Annotated in this window: 9 protein-coding genes and 1 riboswitch; of the genes, 7 read left to right on the top strand and 2 right to left on the bottom strand. The window is 74.4% G+C overall.

Annotated features, from left to right (window positions below):
* Positions 1–7: 7 nt before the first annotated feature.
* Entirely contained in the window at positions 8–2,023 is a 2,016-nt protein-coding gene (locus ACFZB3_RS06080) for a DUF1996 domain-containing protein (RefSeq protein ID WP_391372043.1), read from the bottom strand.
* Between the two features lie 429 nt (positions 2,024–2,452).
* A riboswitch (cyclic di-AMP (ydaO/yuaA leader) is annotated at positions 2,453–2,605 on the top strand.
* A gap of 10 nt (positions 2,606–2,615) precedes the next feature.
* On the opposite strand from ACFZB3_RS06080, the gene ACFZB3_RS06075 reads away from it, so the two are divergent.
* Positions 2,616–4,856 carry an NlpC/P60 family protein gene (locus ACFZB3_RS06075; protein WP_391370414.1) on the top strand — a complete coding sequence of 747 codons (2,241 nt, stop codon included), beginning with the start codon at positions 2,616–2,618 and terminating at the stop codon, positions 4,854–4,856.
* Between the two features lie 52 nt (positions 4,857–4,908).
* Here ACFZB3_RS06075 and ACFZB3_RS06070 read toward each other — a convergent pair whose 3' ends face one another.
* Positions 4,909–5,967, bottom strand: coding sequence for an NAD-dependent epimerase/dehydratase family protein (locus ACFZB3_RS06070; RefSeq protein WP_391370411.1), 1,059 nt, complete (start codon positions 5,965–5,967; stop codon positions 4,909–4,911).
* A 247-nt stretch (positions 5,968–6,214) separates the two neighbouring features.
* On the opposite strand from ACFZB3_RS06070, the gene ACFZB3_RS06065 reads away from it, so the two are divergent.
* The 6 genes from ACFZB3_RS06065 to ACFZB3_RS06040 all read left to right on the top strand — a co-directional run bounded on the left by ACFZB3_RS06065 (position 6,215) and on the right by ACFZB3_RS06040 (position 15,519).
* The gene (locus ACFZB3_RS06065) at positions 6,215–7,579 is read left to right on the top strand and encodes an FAD-dependent oxidoreductase (protein ID WP_391370408.1); all 1,365 of its coding nucleotides are present in this window, start codon (positions 6,215–6,217) and stop codon (positions 7,577–7,579) included.
* 303 nt (positions 7,580–7,882) lie between these two features.
* Positions 7,883–9,046 carry a hypothetical protein gene (locus tag ACFZB3_RS06060; RefSeq protein ID WP_391370405.1) on the top strand — a complete coding sequence of 388 codons (1,164 nt, stop codon included), beginning with the start codon at positions 7,883–7,885 and terminating at the stop codon, positions 9,044–9,046.
* Between the two features lie 40 nt (positions 9,047–9,086).
* Positions 9,087–9,371 carry a YkvA family protein gene (locus tag ACFZB3_RS06055; protein WP_351962548.1) on the top strand — a complete coding sequence of 95 codons (285 nt, stop codon included), beginning with the start codon at positions 9,087–9,089 and terminating at the stop codon, positions 9,369–9,371.
* 21 nt (positions 9,372–9,392) lie between these two features.
* The gene (locus ACFZB3_RS06050; protein ID WP_391370403.1) at positions 9,393–10,088 is read left to right on the top strand and encodes a 2-phosphosulfolactate phosphatase; all 696 of its coding nucleotides are present in this window, start codon (positions 9,393–9,395) and stop codon (positions 10,086–10,088) included.
* A gap of 97 nt (positions 10,089–10,185) precedes the next feature.
* On the top strand, positions 10,186–12,696 hold the full coding sequence (locus ACFZB3_RS06045; RefSeq protein ID WP_391370400.1) for a SpoIIE family protein phosphatase: 2,511 nt from the start codon (positions 10,186–10,188) through the stop codon (positions 12,694–12,696).
* Between the two features lie 81 nt (positions 12,697–12,777).
* On the top strand, positions 12,778–15,519 hold the full coding sequence (locus tag ACFZB3_RS06040; RefSeq protein ID WP_391370397.1) for a SpoIIE family protein phosphatase: 2,742 nt from the start codon (positions 12,778–12,780) through the stop codon (positions 15,517–15,519).

The following is a 15,519-nucleotide window of genomic DNA, read 5'->3' as shown; positions in this document are numbered from 1 at the left end:
GAAGGGGTCAGACCGCGTTCCGCCTGGTGCGCCAGAGCAACACGGCCCCGGCGGCCAGCAGCAGGCCGCCGAAGGCGGCGGGCCACAGGTTGGCGCCGGTCTCGGCGAGTCCGCCCTGGACGGCCTGGGGTTCGGTCTGGGGAACCGTCCCGGAACCGGTGGCCGGCGGGGTCTCCTGACCGGCCGGTGCGGCGACCGCGGTGCCGGTCGGCGACGCGGCGGCGGTACCGGCCGGTGCCTCGGTGTCAGGCCGCTGTGTCGGCTCGCTGATGACACCGCCGCCCGACAACTTCGTGGTCGACGTCTTCTTCGGCGACGCAGTCGCGTAGACCCTCGGCAGCTCGGTGCCGCCCGAGCCGGAGCCCGAGCCGGAGCCCGAGCCGGGGGCCGTGGCGGGGGCCGTGGCGGGGGCCGTGGCGGTCTCCGTGGCGGTGGCGGTCTCCGTGGCCGGGGTGCCGGCCGGGGGCTCGGAGGACGGCTGGTCGGTCGCCGGGGCGGTCGGCTCGGCGCTCTGCGTCTGGGCGGGCGGCGTCACCGGGCTCGCGGTGTCGCTCGGCTCGGACGGCTCCGCGCTCTGGGACGGCGGCTGCTCGTCGGCCCCCGCGCCGCACTTGCGGCCGGAGTTGATGCAGTCGACCATCTTCCGCATCAGGCTCTCGTCGAAGACGTTGATGAAGTCGCCGTGGTCGGTGACCGGCTTGTGCAGCTGCTCCGGGAACGAGTCCACCGCGAACAGCGGGACCGTACGGCCGCCGTCCTGGAGGCTCGGCGCGTCCACGGCGTAGACGATGCGCTGCACCAGCTGCGGGATGGCCTGGAAACCGGCCGGGCACGTGCCGTCGGGGGCCTCGAACGCCACGTGGGTGCGGTGGTTGGCGCTGTCGATGTTCCGGCCGTCCCAGCAGCTCTGGAACCTGAACGTGCGCACCACGTCGCTGCCGGACGGGCAGAGCGGGTACTTGTCCTTGAGCTGCCGGTCCTCGAAACCGGTGCAGCTCCAGGAGGCGTTGGCGTTGCCCGGGCCGTTGACGAACGCCTTGGCGTCGCCGGTGATGATGCGCAGCAGCCGCGGCATCTCGGTGACCTTGGAGGTGGGGTTGCCCTCGAAGGTCAGCGTGACCTCCTTCGCCGTGACGATCTGCCCGGCGTTGCCCTCGGTGCCGCCGCCCGGCTTGTCGGCGTCCCGCTCCTGCTTGCCGTTCTGCAGCCGCAGCACGGGCCAGTAGTACGTGGACTTGTCGCCCTGGTCCGCACAGCTGGTCTGGGCGTTCGCCAGGTCCTGGTCGCTGGCGAAGGCGTTGTTGGACTGGTTGCCGATGTAGTCGTGGAAGTGGTGGGCGCCGTTGGAGACGCCGGGCGCGACGATCACGTTGTCTGAGTTGAACAGGCCGTTGGCGTTGACGCCGCAGCTGGAGGAGAAGGTGCCGGTGGAGCCGCCGGGCTGCTCGGCCGGGGTCGTGACGTTGGGCTGCACGGAGGTGATGTCCGCGTAGTCCGCGGCGACCGGGCCGTTGCCGCCCTGGCCGCCGGCGCCGGTGCCCTGGCTCGGCGCGGCGCTGCCCTGGGCGCTCTGGCTCGGGGTGGCACTGCCCTGGGGAGCCGCCGACTGCCCGTCGCCCTGGCTGGAGGAGCGCAGGGTGCAGGCGGCGAGGTCGTCGAGGCCCTGCGGGCGGTCGCCCTCGCGGCCGATGGCGTCGGCGATCCGCTGGATCGACTCGGTCCGCTTCTCCTTCAGCGGGTCGATGATCGTCTGGGCGGCGGAGCCGGGGTCCTGCTCGATCTCGGCGGCGGATTCCTTGAGTTGCTGGTAGGCGGCCGCGATCTGCTGGTCCAGCTGGGCAAGTTCACGGTCGACGTCGGCCCGGGCCCCGTCGGGCACCGCCGTCAGCCGGCTGCCGATGTCGGGGCAGTAGATGGTGGGCGCGGACAGCACCTGGCCGGTGGCGACCTGGCCCTGGTCCCCGCCGCTCTCGGTGGCCGAGGCGTAGACGTTCACCGCGACCAGTCCTCCACCGCCGAGCATCAGGGCGACCGCTGCGAAGGTCGCGCGCTGTGCGCCGGTCGGGCGTCTGCGCCTGTTGCGTCTCAAGGTCGTTCCCCTGCGTGTCGTGGTCGGCCGGGCATGGAAATCCCCGGCCCTATACGGCCCGCGGCGCCACCGTGTTCAACAGACCCAGGAATTCACGGTGACCTCACAGAAAGCGGGTGTCCCGGAGCAGGGGCAACGCGACCGACGGCGACGCCCCGGTGACCCTGCGAATGCAATGGATGCGCGCGAAATGCCGTCCCGTACGGTCGAGTTCCGAACGCTACGACGAACATCACAAATACGTATCGGACATTAGCCACTTCAACCTTCACACGAGTGACACAAGTTGGCTAAGTTGACGGGCAAGCCGTTCGGCTCCCCCCGGCGAATCCCGTCGGGCCGCGCGGCCTCCGCCGAGTCCGGTGCCCCTCAGGGGCGGATCCGGAGCCGGGGACCCAACCGATCACTGGGGTGAATCGGCCGCCGTCCGCAAGGGCAATGGCCGTAGGGCATGCCTTCCGGATTCGACCGCCCGAACCCGACAGCTAACCCGGTAGGCAGAGTACGGAAGGAGCACGACCCCTCAATGGCGCCCGAGAGCCGTGACGAGGTTCGACAGCGGATCGACAGCCTCTACGACCAGGCCGAGAACGCCACCGGGAACTACAACGCCACCCGTGCGATGAGCGGGGGCTCGCGCTCACGGGGTGTCCCGCTGTTCAAACGGCCCCGTCGCGACGACCCGGGCCTCGACAACATCGCCCGGGAGTGGTTCGAGGGGGCGCGCTCGAAGCTGGGGCCGAGTGTTCCGGCCGCACTGCCCTCCGACCGGAAGCCCGACCGGCCCGCCCCTCGGCGGCCCGTCAGCGCCATGGCCGCCGACCTGCTCGGCCAGCTGGAGGACTCCGGCCCGGCCCGGCTGGAGCTGACCGCGGGGCCGTCCGCGCAGAGCGAGATCGAGGTCGTCCGGGAACTGCCGGCGCGCCCGAAGCTGGAGCTGACGGCGGGCCCCGCCGCGGCGCTGCCGGCCGGGTCCTCGGGTGCGCCCAGGGCGCTGCCCGCCGCCGGGCCGCAGCGGCCCACGCCGGGTACCTCGAAGACGAAGAACCAGCTCAAGCTCGCCAAGGCGCGCGAGGTGCTGTCCCAGCGCACCGGGCAGCGCGCGATCGCCGCCCTCGCCCCGGCCCCGGTCCAGCCCGCCCAGGCCGCTCCGCCCGCGCCCAGCCCCTGGCCCACGCCCGAGGCGCAGGCCCCGGTGCAGCCGTGGCAGGCCCCCGCCCTCGGGATACCGAACCAGCGCACCGGCAGCGGCTCCTTCCGCAGCGGGTCCCCCGCCGCCACCCGCGCGCTCCCGGCGGTGACGGAGACGGGCGGCATCCCGATCGTCTCCCCGTCGGACACCGGTACCTTCCGGATCATGACCCCGGGTGGTACCGACAGTTCCCCGAGCCGGGCCGCGGCGGACTCGGGCGGCTTCCGCGTCATGACCCCGGGCAGCTCGGCCGGCGGGAACTACCAGACCGCGGCCGCCAGGGACACCGGCGCCGCCCAGGCTCCGGCCCCGTCTCTCGGGGACTCCGGCTCCTTCCGCATCATGACCCCGGGCGCCACGGGCTCGTTCCCGATGCCGGCCCCGGCCGACGCGGGCGCCTTCCCGGCCGCGGACCCCATGGCGAACACGAGCGTCTTCCCGACGACGGACCCCATGGCGAGCACGAGCGTCTTCCCGACCGCGGCGCCGACGCACACGGGCGCCTTCCCGACCGCCGCCCCCTCGGACAGCGGCGCCTTCCCGACCGCGGCGCCCGCCGCTCCCGTTCCCGCGGCCGTTCCCGCCCCGGTCCCCGGCCCGATGGACGTCGGCGGCTTCCGGATCATGTCGCCGAACGCGCCCGCCGCCTACGCCGACATCCCCCCGGCCGTCGCCGACACCGCCTACGCCACCGGCGGGTACACCGCGGCGGCCCCTGTCCCGCCCGCGACGCCGATGGCCGCGATGCCGCAGGCCGCGCCCTTCGCCCCGGCACCGGCCGCCGACATGTACGGCGCCTACGCGGCAGGCATGCAGCCCGCCGACGGCGGCTACGCCTACGCCGCCACCATGGCCATGCCCACGGACATGGCGGCGCCCGCCGCCGCGATGCCCGCGCCGGTGCCCACGCCCATGGCGGCACCGATGGCGGCACCCGTGGCAGCGCCCATGACGGCACCCCCCGCACCGGCGATGGCCGCCATGCCGACGGCTGCCATGCCGACGGCCATGACCGCGCCGCCCGAGGCGATGATGACGGCCGCGCCCGCCATGGCGATGCCCACCGCCGCGCCCGCCCCGGTCGTCACCGCCCCGCTCCCCACCACGCCCCTGCCGACCGCACCCCCGCAGGTCCCCGCCGCCCCGGTGCCCGCGGCTGCCCCCGGCGCCTACGCCGACCCCGGTGCCTTCCTCCAGCCCGGCGCCGGGGCCGAGCCCGGCAAGGCCATGAAGGCGCTGGCGTTCGCGCGGGAGCAGATCGGCCGGCCGTGTGTCTGGGGCGCGACCGGGCCGGGGGCGTACGACGCCCCCAGCCTGACCCAGGCCGCCTGGCGCGCCGCCGGCGTGTCGCTGCCGCGGACCGCGCCCGAGCAGACCCTGGCCGGCACCCCGATCACGCTCGCCGCCGTCGAGCCGGGAGACCTGGTCTTCTTCTTCGACGACGACAGCCACGTCGGGATCTACGCGGGCGGCGGTGCGATGGTGCACGCGCCGAGCCCCGGGGCGCTCATCCGCGAGGAGTCGATCTACAACGCCGGGGAGTCGGCGATCCACCGGGTGATCCGCCCGGCCTGACCCCCCGGCCCTGTGCTCCCGGCCCTCTGCCCCGGCTGCCTGGCCGTCGGGCTCAGACCTTCCGCCGCCGGGTGCGCCAGCTCTCGTGGTGGTCGAGGAGGGTCTCCTCGACGGGCCGGTAGGCAAGGCCCAGTTCGTGCACGCTGCGGCCGTTGTCGACCCGGAAGCGGATGCCGAGGTGGTTGCGTATGTAGTCCTGGGTCAGGCCGAAGAGCGGGCCCAGGACCCGTACCGGCCCGTGCGGGAGCGCGGTGCGCGGCAGGCGCGGGTCCCAGGGGTGGCGGGTGCGGATGATCCGGGACATCTCGTGGAAGGACGTCATCGTCTCGTTGGCCACGATGTAACGGCCGCTCGCCGCCGGGTTCTCCGCGGCCGCGATGTGCGCGTCGGCCACGTCGCGGACGTCCGCGGTGGTGAAGCTGAAGTCCGGGGCGCCGTAGCAGAAGTAGCCCTTGAACAGTTCGTCGAGCAGGAAGAGGCTGCCGGACTCGGAGGCGGGCGTGAGGGAGGGGCCCAGGACGAGGCCGGGGTTGATCGAGACCAGGCGCCAGCGGTCCTGCGCGGCCTCGGCGTCCCAGGCGGCGCGCTCGGCGACCGTCTTGGCGTAGTGGTACGGGTTGTTCGCCACCGTGCTGGTGGTGTTGAAGTACTTCTCCGTCAGCACCTCGCCGGCCATTGCGCGGACGTCGGCGTAGTCGCCGAAGATCGCGCCCACGGTGGAGGTGAGGACCAGGGTCGCCACCTCCGGCGTGCGCTCCACGCTGCCGAGCACGTTGCGGGTGCCCAGCAACGCCGGGTCCACCAGCTCCCGTTGGCCGTCCTTGATCCGTTCCGGCATCAGGAACGGCGAGGCCACGTGGAAGACGGCGGCGCAGCCGCGGAAGGCCTCGTCGAAGGACCCGTCCCGGAGCAGGTCGGCCTCGAAGAGGGCGAGTTGCCCGGGGAAGGCCTCCTGGAGCTCCCACAGCGGTCGTGCCTTTGCCTGGTCGGAGACGCGGCGGACGGTCGCACGGACCCGGTACCCGCGCTCCAGCAGCCGCCGTACCAGATGGCTGCCGACGAATCCGCTGCCGCCGGTCACCGCGACGGTCGTCCTCCCGCGTGCGTCCACGCTCTCACCCCTCGCCCTCCGGCCACCGCGCCTCGGTGCGCCGCAGAGGACAGGTTGGTGCATGCGCCGGGCACCCGCCAAGCACCGGGAGACCGCCGGGACGCCCCGGAAGCCATAAGCCGGACCCGATACACGTCATAAGATCGGCTTATGAGGTCATAGAGCGGACCCGTGTACTAACTTAGGACTGCCTTAGTTTAGGCTTCCCGTTCGAGATCGCTTGTCCTCACTCGAAGGGAACCTGATCATGCCGCGCCCCCTGCGGGTAGCCATCGTCGGAGCCGGCCCCGCCGGGATCTACGCCGCCGACGCCCTGCTCAAGTCCGGGGTGGCCGCCGAGCCCGGCGTGTCCATCGACATCTTCGAGCGGATGCCCGCCCCGTTCGGCCTGATCCGGTACGGCGTCGCCCCCGACCACCCGCGCATCAAGGGCATCATCACGGCCCTGCACCAGGTGCTCGACAAGCCGCAGATCCGCCTCTTCGGCAACGTGGACTACCCCACCGACATCAGCCTCGACGACCTGCGCTCCTTCTACGACGCGGTGATCTTCTCCACCGGCGCGACCGCCGACCGCGAACTGCGGATACCCGGGATCGAGCTGGACGGCTCCTACGGCGCCGCCGACTTCGTCTCCTGGTACGACGGCCACCCGGACGTGCCGCGCACCTGGCCGCTTCAGGCGGAGAAGGTCGCGGTCCTGGGCGTCGGCAACGTGGCCCTGGACGTGGCCCGCATCCTCGCCAAGACCGCCGACGAGCTGCTCCCGACGGAGATCCCGCCGAACGTCCACGACGGCCTGAAGGCCAACAAGGCCCTCGAAGTGCACGTCTTCGGCCGCCGCGGCCCGGCGCAGGCGAAGTTCTCCCCGATGGAGCTGCGGGAGCTGGACCACTCCCCCAACATCGAGGTCATCGTCGATCCCGAGGACATCGACTACGACGACGGCTCGATCGAGACCAGGCGCGGCAACAAGCAGGCCGACATGGTCGCCAAGACCCTGGAGAACTGGGCGATCCGCGACGTCGGCGACCGCCCGCACAAGCTCTTCCTGCACTTCTTCGAGTCGCCGACCGAGATCCTCGGCGAGGACGGCAGGGTCACCGGCCTGCGCACCGAGCGCACCGCCCTCGACGGCACCGGCAACGTCAAGGGCACCGGCGAGTTCAAGGACTGGGACGTCACCGCGGTCTACCGCGCGGTCGGCTACCTCTCCGACAAGCTGCCCAAGCTGCCCTGGGACATCGAGTCGGGCACCGTCCCGGACGAGGGCGGCCGCGTCATCGAGGAGAGCGGCAGCCACCTCACGTCGACGTACGTCACGGGCTGGATCCGGCGCGGCCCGGTCGGCCTCATCGGCCACACCAAGGGCGACGCCAACGAGACGGTGTCGAACCTCCTGGACGACTACGCGAACGGCCGCCTCCAGACCCCCGAGGCGCCCGCGCCGGAGGCCGTCGAGGCCTTCCTCGCCGAGCGCGACGTCCGCTTCACCACCTGGGAGGGCTGGTACAGGCTGGACGCCGCCGAGAAGGCGCTGGGCGAGCCGCAGGGCCGCGAGCGCGTCAAGCTCGTCGAGCGCGAGGACATGCTCCGCGAGAGCGGCGCCTGAGCCACCGAGGCGTGAGGCGTCCGGGAGGCGCGGGCGGAGTGCCGTCGGCCCCTTCCGCACACCTCCCGGTGGGGTGAACGGGGCCCGCCCCTCAGCGGATGGGCGGGCGGGCCCCGTTCGCCGCACCATTGTGCGGGGCGGCCCGGATCAAGGACACGGGTGAACCGGAGTCGTCTGGCGCACTCGGTTCGCGCCCCGGGTGCGGGGCGCACGCACCGTGCGCGGGCGGCCCCCCGCCTGTGGGACACGCTCCCGGGCGGTGATACTGGAGGACGCACTCCTCTCCCACCAGCAGATTGGCCCATGTCGAACTCCGCCACCGACCGTGCCGTCCTTCCGCCGACCGTCTGGGCCGCCCGCGGCCGTCACACGGGTCCGGACTCCGAGGAGGTGATCCGCAGGATCCTGCGCAGCCGCCGGGAGACCGGCGCCCTCGACGACTTCGCGGAACCCCCCGTGCCCGAGGACCCCGCCCGGCGCGTCCTCGAAGCCCGCTGGCGCGTCGACGACGGCACCGTGACGGTACGCGCCCGGCTGACCCTCGCCGTCGACCTGCAGGGCCGGCAGGCGGGGCGGGAGTGGCAGCTCGTCGCCGAGGCCGACCGGCCCTGGGACGAGGCCTGGCCCTCCCCGGCGGGGATGTTCTGGCCCGACGGCGAGGAGGCCGGTGACGGCGGCGAGGCCGCCTGGGACTACCACCCGGCCGTGGCGGGCGTCAGGCTCCGCACGGTCAACCCGCTGCCCGCCGACGACAAGGACATGCGCCGGGTGCTGCGGGACGCGGCGAAGGACGCCTGGTGCGTCAACCTCGTCGTGCACGAGGCGATGACCCCCGACGCGCTCGGCCGGCTGCCGCTGGTGCGGCAGCTGCCGCCCGGTCTCGCGCACCGCGTCGTGGAGCACCGGGCCGCGCCCCAGCAGTTCCGTGCCGTCAACTGGGCGCTGCGCGACCTCGGTGCCGAGGTCCCGCGCGGCGGCGCCGTGCTGCTGCCGCCGGACCCGGCGCCGTCGGACTACGACGCGCAGGAGTACGCGGTGCGCAGCGTCTTCCTGGACGGCTCGGAGCCCACCGAGCTGATCGCCGCCGTGCGCCGGTTCGCCGCGCTGCCGAAGCCGGCCCCGCAGGGCGCCGAGGAGGCGCTGGCCGATCTGCGGGACAACTGGACCCTGATGACGCTGGAGGAGGAGCTGGCACGGGAACGGGGGCGCGTCGCGCAGTACGCCGAGGCGCTGGAGGCCATGACCAGGTCCCGCGACCTGTACCGGGAGGCCGCCGAGCGGGCCGGCGAGGCGCTCGCCGCCCTCCGCGACACCCCGGCCCCGGCCGCGCCGGCGCCCCAGCCCGCCTCCCCCTTCCAGCAGTTGACCCGCGCCTTCAAGGGACTGCGGGCCCCGAGGGAATCCGCCGAGCCCGCGGCCGAAACCGCGGCCATGCCCGGGGACGAAACCGGGAAGACGGACCAGTGAGAGACCCCGGGCCGGATCGGGGCGGGACGACAGGACAGCCATGGACACCACCACGACCGTGCTCGTGATCTGCGCGATCGTCGCCGCGGCCCTGCTGGCGGGCGCCGTCGCCGTGCTCGTGCGGCTGGTCCGCACCCGGCGCACCCTGCGCCGGGCCGGGCTGCCGACCGGCTCGCGCTGGGTGTTCTGGGGCGCCGTCCTGTATCTGGTGCTCCCCACCGACCTGCTGCCGGACCCGATCTACCTGGACGACATCGGCGTTCTGCTCCTGGCCCTGCGCTCGATGCGCGCGGCCCTGCCGGCGGCGGAGGAACCGGAGCTCTGACCGGCCGGGCATGATGGGGGCGTGCATGCCACCTTCACCGGTGTCCCCGGTCTGTCCTCCCTGTCCTCGACGCCCGAAGTCGCCGTGGTCGTCGACGTGATGCGCGCGTTCACCGTGGCGGCCCGGGCGTTCCGGCAGGGCGCCGAGCGGATCGTGTTCGCCGAGACCCTCGACGAGGCGCTGGAGCTGAAGGCCCGTCACCCCGGCTGGCTGGCTTTCCAGGACGGCCCGGTGGTCCCCGGTTTCGACCTGGCCAACTCGCCGGCCGAGCTGCGTTCGCTGGACGTCGCGGGCCGCACGGTCGTGCAGAAGACCACCGCCGGGACGACCGGGGCGCTCGCCGTCGCCGGGGCCTGGCTGCTGCTGTGCGCGAGCTTCGTGGTCGCCGGGGCCACCGCCGCCGTACTGCGGCGCGAGCGGCCCGCGGCGGTCACCTTCGTGGTCACCGGGGACGGCGGGCGGGCCGACGAGGACCTGGCCTGCGCCGAGTACATCGCCGGGCTGGTGACCGACGGCTCCGTCGCCCCCGGCCCGTTCGTGGAGCGGGCCCGGAACTCCGGCGGGGCGGCGCGGCTCGCCGAGGGCCTGCGGCTCGGCTGGACGGGCGTCCACCCCGAGGACGTGCCGATGTGCCTGGAGACGGACGTCTTCCCGTTCGCCATGGCGGCCGCCCGGGAGGACGGTCACCTGGTGCTGCGGCCGGTCGGCACGGGCTGAGCGGCCCGGTCCGCGGCGCGGGGGTGCGTATCCGGGCCGTCGTGACGCATTCTTGCTGTGTCACCCACCCGGCGGTGCGCGGACGAGGTAGGACCCGATGACTGGGAGCGACGAGCACGTGGGCCGGGCGCGTGAGCGGCTGACCGCGCTGCTGGTCGACGCCTCGACCGGCGCCCTGGGCGCGGCCGGTGCCCACGTCGCCGGGGTGTACCTGCGCTCCGGCACCCCCGGGCTGCTGCGGCTCGCCACCCTGGTGGGGCTCCCCGGCCCGCTGTTCAGGCCCTGGTGGCGGCTGCACGTGGACCGGCCCTTCCCGGTCGCGGACGCCTACCGGCTCGGCGTGCGGGTGGTGCTGCCCAACGCCACCGAGATGGTGCGCCGCTATCCGCAGTTCGCGGCGGGCCTGCCCTTCCAGTTCGGGTCGGTGTACACGCCCGTGCCCGGCGCGGAGCCCTCGTTCGGGGTGCTCACCGTGCTGCTTCCCGGTACCGCGGACACCGTGGACGAGCTGCCCGACCTGGACCGGCTGTGCCGGCTGGCAGACCGGCTGGGGACCGGGCTGCGCGAGCTGGTGGCCGAGGAGGGCGACGCGGCGGTCGCGTGGGAGGGCGAGCCGGTGTGCGTCCGGCCGCCCGCGCCCCGGCCCGGGCCGGCCCGGGTGGGCCGTTTCACCTGGGATCCGGCCACCTCGGCGGTGCACGCGGACGACCGGCTGCACGCCCTGCTCGGCAGGGCGCCGCAGGACTTCCCCGGTACCGGCGCCGAGCTGGCCGTGGCCGTGACGCCCGACGACGCCGACGACGTGCTCACCGCCCTGCACGAGACCGCGGCCGGCAAGCCGCCGCACGCCCCGCTGCGGGTACGGGCGGCGGACGGCACCCCGCTGCTGCTGGAGCTGTGGCCGCCGCCCGGCGCCCCCGACCCGTCCCTGGTCTCCGGGATCGTCGTCGACCCGGGCCCGGCCCCGGCCACCGACGGCGCGGCCGATCTGCTCCCCGAGGGCGTCTTCTGCCTGGACCGCTCCGGCGCCGTCCGCTACGCCAACCCGGCGGCCGTGCGGCTGGCCGGCCGGCCGCGCTCCGAACTGCTCGGCCGCCCCCTGTGGGAGGTGATGCCGTGGCTGAGCGGGCCGCCGTACGACGACCACTGGCGCGGTGCGCTGCTCGCCCGCGGCCCCGTGCACTTCCAGGTCCGGCGCGCGGACTCCGCGGACGACGACTTCTTCGCCCTGTCCGTGCATCCGGGCCCGGACCTGGTCACCTGCACGGTGGTGCCGGCCAACCGGATCGACGCGTCCGTGCACCTGCCGCCGGCGGCCGAGCCGGGCGCGGCGGCCGAGCCCGGGCGGCCCGGTGGCCCCGGGCCGCCGATGACCCCGCTGTACCGGCCGATCGCCCTGGCGATCGCACTGACCGACGCGGTGACCGCCCGGCAGGTGTCCGCGGTGGTGATGCAGGAGCTGCTCCCCGCGTTCGGCGGCCGCCGGCTGGCCATCTACCTGCTGCAGGACCGGCACTTCTACCTGGCCTGGGAGACCGGCTTCCCGCCGGGCTTCCTCGCCCCGTTCGACGGCGTCGGTCTGGACGCCCACATCCCCGGTGTGGAGGCCCTGACCACCGGCAGGCCGCTGTTCTTCGAGTCGATGCGGCGGCTGGCGGACACCTACCCGGGCCTCGCCCTGGACGCCGACGTGGGCGCCCGCGCCTTCCTGCCGCTGATCGCCTCCGGGCGGCCGGTCGGCACCTGCATCCTCGGCTTCGAGGTCGAGCGCAACTTCAGCACCGAGGAGCGGACGGTCCTCATGGCGCTCGCGGGGCTGATCGCGCACGCGATGGAGCGGGCCCGGCGCTACGACAGCGAGGCCGCCCTCGCCCGTGGCCTCCAGCAGGCGCTGCTGCCCCGCCGGCTCTCGGCGCACCCGCAGGTGGAGACCGCGGGCCGGTATCTGCCGGGCACCCAGGGCATGGACGTGGGCGGCGACTGGTACGACGTCGTCGGGGCGGGCGACGGCCTCGCGCTGGTCATCGGCGACGTCCAGGGGCACGGCGTGCAGGCGGCCGCCACCATGGGGCAACTGCGCAGCGCGGTCCGGGCGTTCGCGCTCACCGACCGGCCGCCCGACGAGGTGCTGAGCGGCACCAACCGGCTGCTCATCGACCTCGACCCGGGCCAGTTCGCGAGCTGCTGCTACCTGCGTCTGGACCCCGCCACCGGGCGCGCCCGGATCGCCCGGGCGGGTCATCCGCCGCCCCTGCTGCGGGCTCCGGACGGCCGCACCCGCGTCCTGGAGATCCCCGGCGGTGTCGTGCTGGGGGTGGACCCGCGGGCCCGGTATCCGGTGACCGAGCTGGAGCTGGTGCCGGACGCGATCCTCGCCCTGTACACGGACGGTCTCGTGGAGCGGCCGGGTGCCGACATCGACGACGGCATCGCGGCGCTGGGGGCGGCCCTGGCCGAGGCCGGGGCGGTGCCGGGGCGGCTCGGCGCCCGTACCCTCACCGCGGTGGCCGACCGGCTCACCGCCATGGCCCGGCACGCCACCGACCGCCCGGACGACGTCGCACTGCTGCTCGCCACCCGCCGTCCGGGGCCCGCGGCCCCGGGGTGATCGGGACACAACGGGGTATCGACCCGGTTACCTCGGGGGACGCTCTCGCCTCGCGGGGCCCGGCAGTGTAGACATGGGCTCATGGTCCGTCAGCCCGGCCGGTCCGACACTCGGCCGTCCCGTTCCGGGGCTCCGCACACGCCGCTCGTCCCGCGGGAGCCGAGCGGGCCGGGCAGTGTCCGGTCCGGGCGGCTGCGGTCGGCGCTGAGCGGGCGCAGTGTGGCCGGGCAGGTCTTCGTGCTGCAGGTGGCGATCGTGCTGCTGCTGATCGTGTCGGCCGTGCTGGCGCTGGTGCTCCAGGTGCGGCACGACAGCAGCATGGAGGCCCGCAACCGGTCCCTGGCCGTCGCCCAGACCTTCGCCGACGCTCCCGGCACGGCGGCGGCGCTGCGGCTGCCCGACCCGACGGCGGTGCTCCAGCCGCGGGCGGAGGCGGCCCGCAAGGCGACGGGCGTGGACTTCATCGTCGTCATGGACACCGACGGGATCCGGTACACGCACCCCAAGCCGGACCGCATCGGCAAGAAGTTCGTCGGGAACATCGGGCCCGCGCTGGCCGGCGGGACGGTCACCGAGGAGGTCCACGGCACCATCGGGGAGCTGGTGCAGGCCGTGGTCCCGGTCCGGGACGCGAGCGGCAGGGTGGTGGGCCTGGTGTCGGCCGGCATCACCACCGCGCACGTGGGCGGCACCGCCGACCAGCAGCTGCCGCTGCTGCTGACCGCGGCGGCCGCGGCGCTGGCCCTGGCGACGGCGGGCACCGCGCTGGTCAGCAGGCGGCTGCTGCGCCAGACGCACGGCCTCGGCCCGGACGAGATGACCCGGATGTACGAGCACCACGACGCGGTGCTGCACTCCGTGCGGGAGGGTGTCCTGATCGTCGGCGGCGACGGCCGCCTGATGCTCGCCAACGACGAGGCACAGCGCCTGCTGGACCTGCCCCCGGACGCCGAGCGCCGCCGGGTCCCGGACCTCGGCCTGGACCCGGAGACGGCGACGCTGATCGCCTCCGGGCGGGTCGCCACCGACGAGGTGTACCTGGTCAAGGACCGGCTGCTGGCCGTCAACCAGCGCCCCATCCAGGTGCGCGGCGGCCCGCCCGGCAGCGTCATCACCCTGCGCGACTCCACCGAGCTGCGCGCCCTCTCCGGCCGCGCCGAGGTGGCCCGCGAGCGCCTGAACATGCTGTACGACGCCGGGGTGGGCATCGGCACCAGCCTGGACGTCACCCGTACCGCGGAGGAGCTGGCGGAGCTGGCCGTGCCGCGGTTCGCGGACTACGTCTCCGTCGACCTGTACGAGGCGGTGCTCAAGGGCGAGGAGCCCAAACCCGGGAACGCGCTGCGCCGGGTGGCGTGCACCGGCATCCGCAAGGACGCCCCGCTGTACCCGGTCGGCGAGCGGTTCCAGTTCGTGCCGTCCTCGCCGCAGGGCCGCAGTCTGGAGACCGGCGAGTCCGTCGTCGAGCCGCGACTGCGGGACTCGCCCGGCTGGCGGGCCCAGGACGTGGAGCTGACCGGCCGGATCCTGGAGTTCGGCATCCACTCGCTGATCACGGTGCCGCTGCGGGCCGGGAACATGGTGCTGGGCCTGGCCAACTTCTGCCGCGCGGAGAAGGCGGCGCCGTTCGACACCGAGGAGCTGACCCTCGCGGAGGAGCTGGTGGCCCGCGCCGCCGTCTCCATCGACAACGCCCGCCGCTACACGCGCGAGCACAGCATGGCGGTGACCCTGCAGCGCAGTCTGCTGCCGCGCAGCCTGCCGGCGCAGAGCGCCCTGGACATCGCCTACCGCTATCTGCCGGCCCAGTCGGGGGTGGGCGGCGACTGGTTCGACGTGCTGCCGCTGTCCGGGGCCCGGGTGGCGCTGGTGGTCGGGGACGTGGTGGGGCACGGGCTGCACGCGGCGGCGACCATGGGGCGGCTGCGCACCGCCGTGCACAACTTCACGGCGCTGGACCTGCCGCCCGACGAACTGCTGGGTCTGCTGGACGAGTTGGTGGGCCGCATCGACCAGGACGAGACCCCCGCGGACGATGCGGACACCACGGCCACGATCACCGGCGCGACCTGCCTGTACGCGATCTACGACCCGGTGTCCCGGCGGTGCACGGTGGCCCGGGCCGGTCATCCGCCGCCGGCGCTGGTCGGCCCGGACGGCAGTGTGGAGTTCGCGGACGTGCCGGCCGGTCCGCCGCTGGGCCTGGGCGGGCTGCCCTTCGAGACGGCCGAGCTGGAGCTGCCCGCGGGCAGCAGCCTGGTCCTGTACACCGACGGGCTGGTGGAGGACCGGCAGCGGGACATCGACGAGGGGCTCGAACTGCTCGCCGGCGCCCTGGAGTCGGCGGCCGGCGGCACTCCCGAGGAGACCTGCGCGGCCGTCCTGGAGCGGCTGCCGGCCCGCCCCAGCGACGACGTGGCGCTGATCGTCGCCCGGACCCGGGCGCTCGGCGCGGACCGGATCGCCGCATGGCAGGTGCCGGCGGATCCCGCCGCTGTCTCCGAGGTGCGGGCCAGGGTGACCCGGCAGCTGGCGGACTGGGGCCTGGACGAGCTGTCGTTCACCACCGAGCTGATCCTCAGCGAGCTGGTCACCAACGCCATCCGGCACGGCCGGGCCCCGATCGGGGTACGGCTGCTTCACGACCGGACGCTGATCTGCGAGGTCTCCGACGGCAGCACCACCTCCCCGCACCTGCGGTACGCGGCGAGCACCGACGAGGGCGGCCGGGGCCTCTTCCTGGTCGCGCAGATGGCCGAGCGCTGGGGCACCCGCTACACGCCCGCCGGGAAGGTCATCTGGGCGGAGCAGCCGCTGCCGTGA

It is taken from the genome of Streptomyces sp. NPDC008092, assembly GCF_042957285.1.
GTDB lineage: Bacteria > Actinomycetota > Actinomycetes > Streptomycetales > Streptomycetaceae > Streptomyces.
This window is presented reverse-complemented; position numbering and strand designations above follow the sequence as displayed.

Excerpts from the sequence above, each read along its gene's own strand:
- ACFZB3_RS06055 (WP_351962548.1), top strand. The coding sequence starts at position 9,087 with ATGGACACCACCACGACCGTGCTCGTGATCTGCGCGATCGTCGCCGCG.
- ACFZB3_RS06080 (WP_391372043.1), bottom strand. The coding sequence starts at position 2,023 with ATGCTCGGCGGTGGAGGACTGGTCGCGGTGAACGTCTACGCCTCGGCC.
- ACFZB3_RS06060 (WP_391370405.1), top strand. The coding sequence starts at position 7,883 with ATGTCGAACTCCGCCACCGACCGTGCCGTCCTTCCGCCGACCGTCTGG.
- ACFZB3_RS06065 (WP_391370408.1), top strand. The coding sequence starts at position 6,215 with ATGCCGCGCCCCCTGCGGGTAGCCATCGTCGGAGCCGGCCCCGCCGGG.
- ACFZB3_RS06040 (WP_391370397.1), top strand. The coding sequence starts at position 12,778 with ATGGTCCGTCAGCCCGGCCGGTCCGACACTCGGCCGTCCCGTTCCGGG.
- ACFZB3_RS06045 (WP_391370400.1), top strand. The coding sequence starts at position 10,186 with ATGACTGGGAGCGACGAGCACGTGGGCCGGGCGCGTGAGCGGCTGACC.
- ACFZB3_RS06075 (WP_391370414.1), top strand. The coding sequence starts at position 2,616 with ATGGCGCCCGAGAGCCGTGACGAGGTTCGACAGCGGATCGACAGCCTC.